This window comes from Bifidobacterium cuniculi (assembly GCF_000741575.1).
GTDB classification, from domain to species: domain Bacteria; phylum Actinomycetota; class Actinomycetes; order Actinomycetales; family Bifidobacteriaceae; genus Bifidobacterium; species Bifidobacterium cuniculi.
The window spans coordinates 1-6,779 of sequence record NZ_JGYV01000040.1; the positions used below are offsets into that span (position 1 = coordinate 1).

8 protein-coding genes are annotated in these 6,779 nt (G+C 64.9%); 6 read left to right on the top strand and 2 right to left on the bottom strand.

Annotated elements, in window-relative coordinates:
* Positions 1 to 87 precede the first annotated feature (87 nt).
* The gene (locus BCUN_RS11150; RefSeq protein WP_051921078.1) at positions 88 to 1,968 is read right to left on the bottom strand and encodes an AMP-dependent synthetase/ligase; all 1,881 of its coding nucleotides are present in this window, start codon (positions 1,966 to 1,968) and stop codon (positions 88 to 90) included.
* Positions 1,969 to 2,327: 359 nt separating this feature from the next.
* Between BCUN_RS11150 and BCUN_RS11155 the strand changes: the two genes are divergently transcribed.
* The 4 genes from BCUN_RS11155 (at position 2,328) to BCUN_RS11165 (ending at position 4,985) form a co-directional block, all read left to right on the top strand.
* A complete protein-coding gene (locus tag BCUN_RS11155; protein WP_238552433.1) occupies positions 2,328 to 3,584 on the top strand; it encodes a hypothetical protein in 1,257 nt (418 codons plus the stop codon).
* A complete protein-coding gene (locus BCUN_RS12850; RefSeq protein WP_238552434.1) occupies positions 3,560 to 3,814 on the top strand; it encodes a DUF6508 domain-containing protein in 255 nt (84 codons plus the stop codon). The genes BCUN_RS11155 and BCUN_RS12850 overlap by 25 nt, the downstream gene beginning before the upstream one ends.
* A 71-nt stretch (positions 3,815 to 3,885) precedes the next feature.
* Positions 3,886 to 4,596 (top strand): GNAT family N-acetyltransferase, encoded by a 711-nt coding sequence (locus tag BCUN_RS11160; protein ID WP_051921079.1) that lies wholly within the window; start codon positions 3,886 to 3,888, stop codon positions 4,594 to 4,596.
* Between the two features lie 17 nt (positions 4,597 to 4,613).
* On the top strand, positions 4,614 to 4,985 hold the full coding sequence (locus tag BCUN_RS11165; protein ID WP_033518219.1) for a metallopeptidase family protein: 372 nt from the start codon (positions 4,614 to 4,616) through the stop codon (positions 4,983 to 4,985).
* Between the two features lie 12 nt (positions 4,986 to 4,997).
* Here BCUN_RS11165 and BCUN_RS11170 read toward each other — a convergent pair whose 3' ends face one another.
* A complete protein-coding gene (locus BCUN_RS11170; RefSeq protein WP_033518217.1) occupies positions 4,998 to 5,357 on the bottom strand; it encodes a YccF domain-containing protein in 360 nt (119 codons plus the stop codon).
* Between the two features lie 145 nt (positions 5,358 to 5,502).
* On the opposite strand from BCUN_RS11170, the gene BCUN_RS11175 reads away from it, so the two are divergent.
* Complete coding sequence (locus tag BCUN_RS11175) at positions 5,503 to 6,333, top strand: aldo/keto reductase (protein ID WP_033518215.1); 831 nt, start codon at positions 5,503 to 5,505, stop codon at positions 6,331 to 6,333.
* Between the two features lie 85 nt (positions 6,334 to 6,418).
* Positions 6,419 to 6,724, top strand: coding sequence for a YhbY family RNA-binding protein (locus BCUN_RS11180; RefSeq protein WP_033518213.1), 306 nt, complete (start codon positions 6,419 to 6,421; stop codon positions 6,722 to 6,724).
* Positions 6,725 to 6,779: the final 55 nt, after the last annotated feature.

Below are 6,779 nucleotides of genomic sequence, written 5' to 3' on the forward strand. Positions count from 1 at the left end.
CGATGAAACATGATGTTTCATCGGCGCGTCGCGCCCCTTATGCCTGTACGGAGCCCCGCCGGACGCCCCTCATGGTGTGGAGAACTACTACTTGGCCGGCTTCTTCGGCACGTAGATGACCGTGTCGATCAGGTGCTGGTAGTGGTCCACGATCTGCTTGCGGCGGGTCTTCAGGCTCGCGGTGAGCATGCCGTTGGCCTGGTTGAACTCGTCGGGCAGGATCTCGAACTTGCGGATGGACTCGGCGCGGGAGACGCCCTCGTTCGCCTTCTTGACGATGCGCTCGACCTCGGCGTGCACGATCGGGTTCTTCGAGAGTTCCCCGAGGTCCTTGGCGGGTGCGGCACCCTGCGAGGTGAGCCAGGCGTTCGCGTCGTCGAGGTCGAGGGTGACCAGGGCGGCGACGAAGGGCTTGCGGTCGCCAATCACCAGACACTGGGAGACGACCGGCGAGGTCATGACGGTGGTCTCGAGATGGCCGGGGGAGACGTTCTTGCCGCCGGCGGTGATGATAAGGTCCTTCTTGCGGCCGGTGAGGGTGATGAAGCCGTCCTCGTCCACGTCGCCCAAGTCACCGGTGTGGATCCAGCCGTCGACGATCTGCTCGGCGGTCACCTCGGGCTGGTTGTGGTAGCCCATGCAGATGTTCGGCCCCTTGAAGCACAGCTCGCCGTCGCCGGCGATGCCCACGGTGACGCCGCACAGGGGCTGGCCGATGGTGCCGATGTGGTTGTTCTCCGGCAGGCTCACGCACACCGGACCGCAGGTCTCGGTCATGCCGTAGCCCTCGAGCAGCGGCATGCCGATGCCGTTGTAGAAATGCGCCAGGTTGGTGTCCATGGGGGCGCCGCCGGTGATGGCGAAGTCGGCGTTGGGCCCGAAGACGGTGCGGATCTTCTTGTACACGACTGTGTCGTAGAAGGCGTGACGCATCTTGAGGGAGAACGGCATCTTCTCGCCGCTCTGCTCGACGGCGCTCCACTCCTGCGCGGTGCGCACGCCGCGCAGGAACATCTTGCCGGAGAAGCCGCTGCCGGCACGCTGGGAGGCGGCGTTGTACACCTTCTCGAAGACGCGCGGAACCGCGAGCAGCAAGGTGGGGCCGAACTCCTCGAAGTCCTTGATGATGGTCTTCATGTTGCTGCTCAGGCCCAGGGTCAGGGTGCCGGCGAAGCCCACGATGCACATGAAGCGGGCGAAGACGTGGCTCAGCGGCAGGAACAGCAGCAGGCGGCGGTCCGGGATGTCGATGGCGCGCGGCATGTACTGCAGGGCGTCCATGCACAGCGACGCCATGTTGCGGTGGCTGATCTCGACGCCCTTGGGGGTGCCGGTGGAGCCGGAGGTGTAGATGATGGTGGCCAGCACGTCGCCATGGGTGGCGTCCTTGCGTTCGTCGAACTGGGCGTCCGTGACGTGCGCGCCGAAGGCGATGATGGTGTCGATGGCGTCGGAGTCGATGACGAAGTCGCCGCGCAGCGACGGGCAGTCGTTGGTGATGGATTCGACCTTCTCGCGCTGCGTGTCGTCCTCGGAGAAGGCGAGCACGACCTGGGCGTCGTCGAAGACCGAGCGGATCTGGGCGGGGGAGTTCGTCTCGTACACCGGCACCGTCACGCAGCCGATCGACATGATGGCCATGTCGAGGGCGACCCACTCCCACCGGGTGTGCGCGATGACGGCGATGGACTCGCCAGGTCGGGCACCCCAGCCGATGAGCCCCTTGGCGATGGCGATCACCTTGTCACGGAACTCGACGGCGGTGAAGTACTGCCATGCGCCGTCGTCGTCCTTGTATCCGACCATGGAGCCGTCGGGGTTCCGTTCGGCGCGGCCCGCGAGGAAATCGAAGAGATTGATGTCCGGGTCGATGGGGTGGTGCAGGGGTGTCTCGTACTGCTTGACGATGGTGGCGTCGTTGATGGCCGGCGATGCTGCTGCGGCCTGCGTGCGCGTGGAATCACTCATATACCTACGGATTACACGATTGGCGATACAAAACGGGGTGGCCGCGTTTCGTGGTTACTGTGGCGTAACTTAAGGCGAGGGACGTCATGGGTGTCCAAGAAAAGACCCGATACTTTGCTCAGAGCGAACCATGTTCTATACTCTTACTAGGAAAAAGCAAAGGCTATGACCAGTTTGTCGCGTATTCCGTCGTGGGCTGAAACGCGGCCGGCCAGTCGGTCTGTCCGTTTGGAGATAATGAGACCTTCGGGTTGGCATGACAAGAAGGCGGACGGCCGCGAACAAGGAGGCGCCCTGTGGTCAGACGGCAATGCGTGTGTGGAGGACCCCTGCATGGGTTGCACCATCGCGGCCCGCACATGTTCGGGTTCATCCCTTCCTCATCGTTGGCGCACTACAACTACGACTGCGAGTTCGAGACGGGCGTCACCCTTCCCGGCGGCCGCGTGCTCGAGCAGTGCGAGAACTGCGGCGCCATGGTGCTGTGCGAGTACCCGACCATGGACGGCTCCCTGCGCGGCGACGATCCCCTCATCACCTACGGTCCCGGTACCGTGTACGAGCAGTGCGACCTTTCGCAGGTGCCCCTGACCTACCGCTCCTTCCGCGCCCTCATGGGCTCCGGCGTCACCGGCGGCGTCATGTTCTCCGGCGCGTTCCGTGACAACCTCGCGGAACTGTTCAAGACCGACCCCTATCGGCTGCCCAGTTGGAAAGTCGTCAAGGACGCCTTGTTCGAGCCCTCCAACAGCGCCCTCGATGAATGGTGGTTCGCCTCGATCGGCCGCAACTTCATCGTGATGTACGAGAACTCCTCCGTGCTGCACCTGGTCAGCGCGTGGCACCGCGTGCCCGGTACGGAGATCAAGAACTTCCAGATCGAACGCGTCAACGCCCTCAACGCCGATCCGCTGCGCCACCATGCCTCGGACACCATCGAGATGACCTCCGCGCAGCAGGAGCTGGTCATCCCCGAGGGACGTCGGCGGCTGCTGGCGATGGGCAACGAGGCACGCCTGCGGCTCATCGAATCGTCCATCCGGGTGGCGCGCACCCTGACGGATCTGGCGCAGTGGGCGCCGACGACTGCATTGCACGAGGGGCGCGATCTGTTCAAGGCCGGGGCGGTGACCTCGCTGACCGACACCTCCTTCGGCATCCGGCACGCGCACGTGGCGGATCCTCAGGGTGATGGCGACGTGGACCTGCTCATGCGCCACGACGTGGTGTCGAAGGTGACGTGCATATGCCAGGAGGCGCAGGACCTCCATGTCTGCCGCCATATCGTGGCCATGGTGCTGGAGATGGGGCAGCGGTACGGCTTCCTCATCGCCATGCCGGACGAGCGCGCCGGCGCCTCCTTGGCACCTCATGCCGCCAACGGCCCGGCACAGCTGGACGCCATGGACTTCAGCCACTACGCCGACGTCGTCGACGTCCTGCATGAGGACAAGGAGCGGGGCGCTACGTCTGGGTCACCGCCTACGTGGAACCGTTCACCGATCCGCCGGAGCCGCTGTACCATATCGAGTTCATGGCGACGCCGGTCCTGGGCATGCCGGACATCGGCTACTGTGTCTACGGAGACGTGGTGCTCAGCTTCATCGACCTGGTGATCCGCCAGGGCGACCCCGACTATGCGCGTGTCCTGCACCGCTACGGCCTCGACAAGGACGTGACGCCGTCCATCCTCAACGTCGAGGCGCTCGACGCGCCACTGCTGATGGCCCTGGTGACCATGACCGTCTACCGCGAGCGCCACAGCGAAGGCTATCTGGCGGAGTGCCTGGAGAACGGCGTGCTGGTGCGCATGCTGCGCCGGCTGCGCGAACTCGACGGCGCCTGACGGCCGCGGGCTTTTGCCGCAATCGGCGAACCAGCGGCCCGGTGGGCGTGCGGGCGCGTACCATGGGACGCATGAGCGAAGACATTACGTACCGCGCGCTGGAAAGCGCCGACTATCCGACCATCGAGCAGCTGCTGTGCGACGAGTGGGGCAATCCGGCCCAGGGACACGATCTGGCGATGAAACTGGCGGAAATCGACCTTGAGGATTGCCTGGCGCGCACCACCTGCGCACAGGTGGCCGTGGCAGACGGCAAGGTGGTGGGCGTGGTACTCGGCGGCATCCATGCCGACCTCGACCATGACAAGGCCGAACGCCACCACGGTGCCTCCCTGAAGCTGCGCATGTCGCTCGACCTCAACCCGGGCGGCCACGAGGCATACGAACAGCTCAAGCGCAACGAGAAGGCGGACCGCGAGCTGCTGGAGCAGGCGAAGGCGGAAGGACACGCCTACGACGCCGAGGTCGTCCTGCTGCTCGTCGACGCTTCCGTGCGCGGCCAGGGCATCGGACAGCACCTGTTCGACTGGCTGCTTGACCAGTTCAAGGAAGCGGGCGTGCAGCACTACTTCCTGCACACCGACTCACGCTGCCAGTACCGGTTCTACGACAAGCAGGGCCTGGCACGCCGTGCCGTGCTGGACGTCGAACCGCACACGCCGCGCGAGGACGCCGAGATGCATGCGGAGCAGGACCGGCTCGACGACCACCTGCATGCCATGATCTACGACAACGAGACCAGCCCCGCCAACGAAGGCGTCAACCCGCTGGGACGCGACTGAGGGCGGCCCCGGCCATGATGACCATCAGCGACAAGGAATTCGACCGCGCCGTGCAGGACGCCGTCAAGCTCGTGCCCGACAAGTTCAAGAAGGTGCTGGAGAACATCGCCATCACCGTCGCCCCGGAGCCGACGCCCGAGCAGCGCAAGGAGATGACGCACGGCCAGGGCGAACTGCTTGGCCTGTACCAGGGCATCCCCATCACCCAGCGCGGTCCGTCCTCCTATGCGGGCGTCCTGCCGGACGTGATCACCATCTTCAAGGGGCCGCACGAACGTGTCTGTTCCAGCTACCAGCAGTTGGTCGTGCAGATCGAGAAGACCGTCCTGCACGAGATCGGCCACTACTTCGGCTTCGACGACGCCTACCTGCACTCCCACGGCTACTGAGCCGTCGCGCCGTCACGCGATCTGCGCGCCGAAGGGCCACAGGGCGAGCTTGGCCATCTTCAGAGACTGCAGCCCGAAGGGGATGCCGATGATGGTGATGCAGTTGAGCACGCCCGCGACCACGTAGCCGCACGCCATCCAGAAGCCCACCAGCACTGTCCAGACGACGTTGAGCAGGCAGGACCCGGCGCCTCCGCCGTAGACGACGGTGGTGCCGAAGGGCGTGAGGGTCAGCTTGGCCATCTTGAGGGCCTGCACACCCAGGGGGATGCCCACGACGGTCACGCACAACACCAGGCCCACGATGCACCATCCCACTGCCAGGGCCAAGCCACCGAACACCAGCCATATGATATTTCCCAACAAATGCATGGTCACAGTGTAGATGACCGGTCATGCGCCGGCAAGATGCCGTCCAAATCCGGCCGATGCCCTGTGAGCATACTGTGATTCCGGTCGCACCCCTGCGGCCATACAATGGCAGGCAGCAAGGTCCAGACAGGAAATGAGGTTTCCCTTGGCACATCAAGAACATCGCCAGCCGCTCAACAACGAGGTGCTCATCCCGCAGGTGGGCTTCGGTGTCTTCCGCTCGCCGGAGGGTCCGGTCACCGTGGGCGCGGTGCGTACCGCCCTCGAAACCGGGTACCGCCTGGTCGACACCGCCGCGGTCTACGGTAACGAAGCCTCGGTCGGCAAAGCCATCGCCGCGTCCGAAGTGGCGCGCGAGGACCTCTTCGTGACCACGAAGCTGTGGAACGACGACATCCGCAAGCACCGCACCGCGGATGCCTTCCAGGAGAGCCTCGAGCGGCTCGGCCTGGACTACGTGGACCTCTACCTGATCCACTGGCCGGCCGAAGGCTGGCAGGATGCCTGGAAGACCATGGAGCAGCTGTATGCTGACGGCCGCGTGCGCGCCATCGGCGTGAGCAACTTCGCGACCAACCACCTCGACGAACTGCTCAACGACACCGACGTGGTGCCGGCCGTGAACCAGATCGAATCCTCCCCGCAGTTCGCCAACCAGGACCTGGTCGACTACTGCCATGCCCGCGGCATCGCCGTGGAGGCGTGGAGCCCGCTGGGCGGACAGGGCTCCGACCTGCTGGCCGACCGCCGCCTGCTCGACATCGGCGAGAAATACGGCAAGTCCAGTGCGCAGGTGGTGCTGCGCTGGGAACTGCAGCGCAACGTGATCCCGCTGTCCAAGTCCGTGCACGAGACCCGCATCGTGCAGAACTACCGCATCTTCGACTTCGAGCTCAGCCCGGAGGACATGGCGACCATCGACGCCATGAACACCGGCGAGCGCAACGGCGCCGACCCCAACGACTTCGACTTCTGAAGACCGGAACGGTCGGTTTTGCGGCCCGTGCGGACCATGCAGTAGGATGGCACGGGTTTGCAATTCGACGAAAGACGGAAGAGACATGACGCTGACCAAGAAACAGACCAAGCAGCTGCGCGCCTTGGCGAACACCCTCAAGCCGCTCATCCAGATCGGCAAGAACGACCTGAGCGACACCGCGGTGCAGCAGGCCGAGGAGACCCTCGAACGCCGTGAGCTCATGAAGTGCCAGGTGCTCGACGGATCCGGCATGGATGCCAAGGAAGCCGCACAGGCGCTCGCCGAAAGGCTGGGCGCCGAGGTGGTGCAGGTGATCGGCAACCGTTTCGTGGTCTACCGCCGTTCCAAGCGTGACGACGTGGACCATATCCCGCTCGTGCGCGACTAGCCAGGCGTCGTATGGCAAGGGGCCCCGCCCCGCTGCCGGGGACGCGCTGATCTCA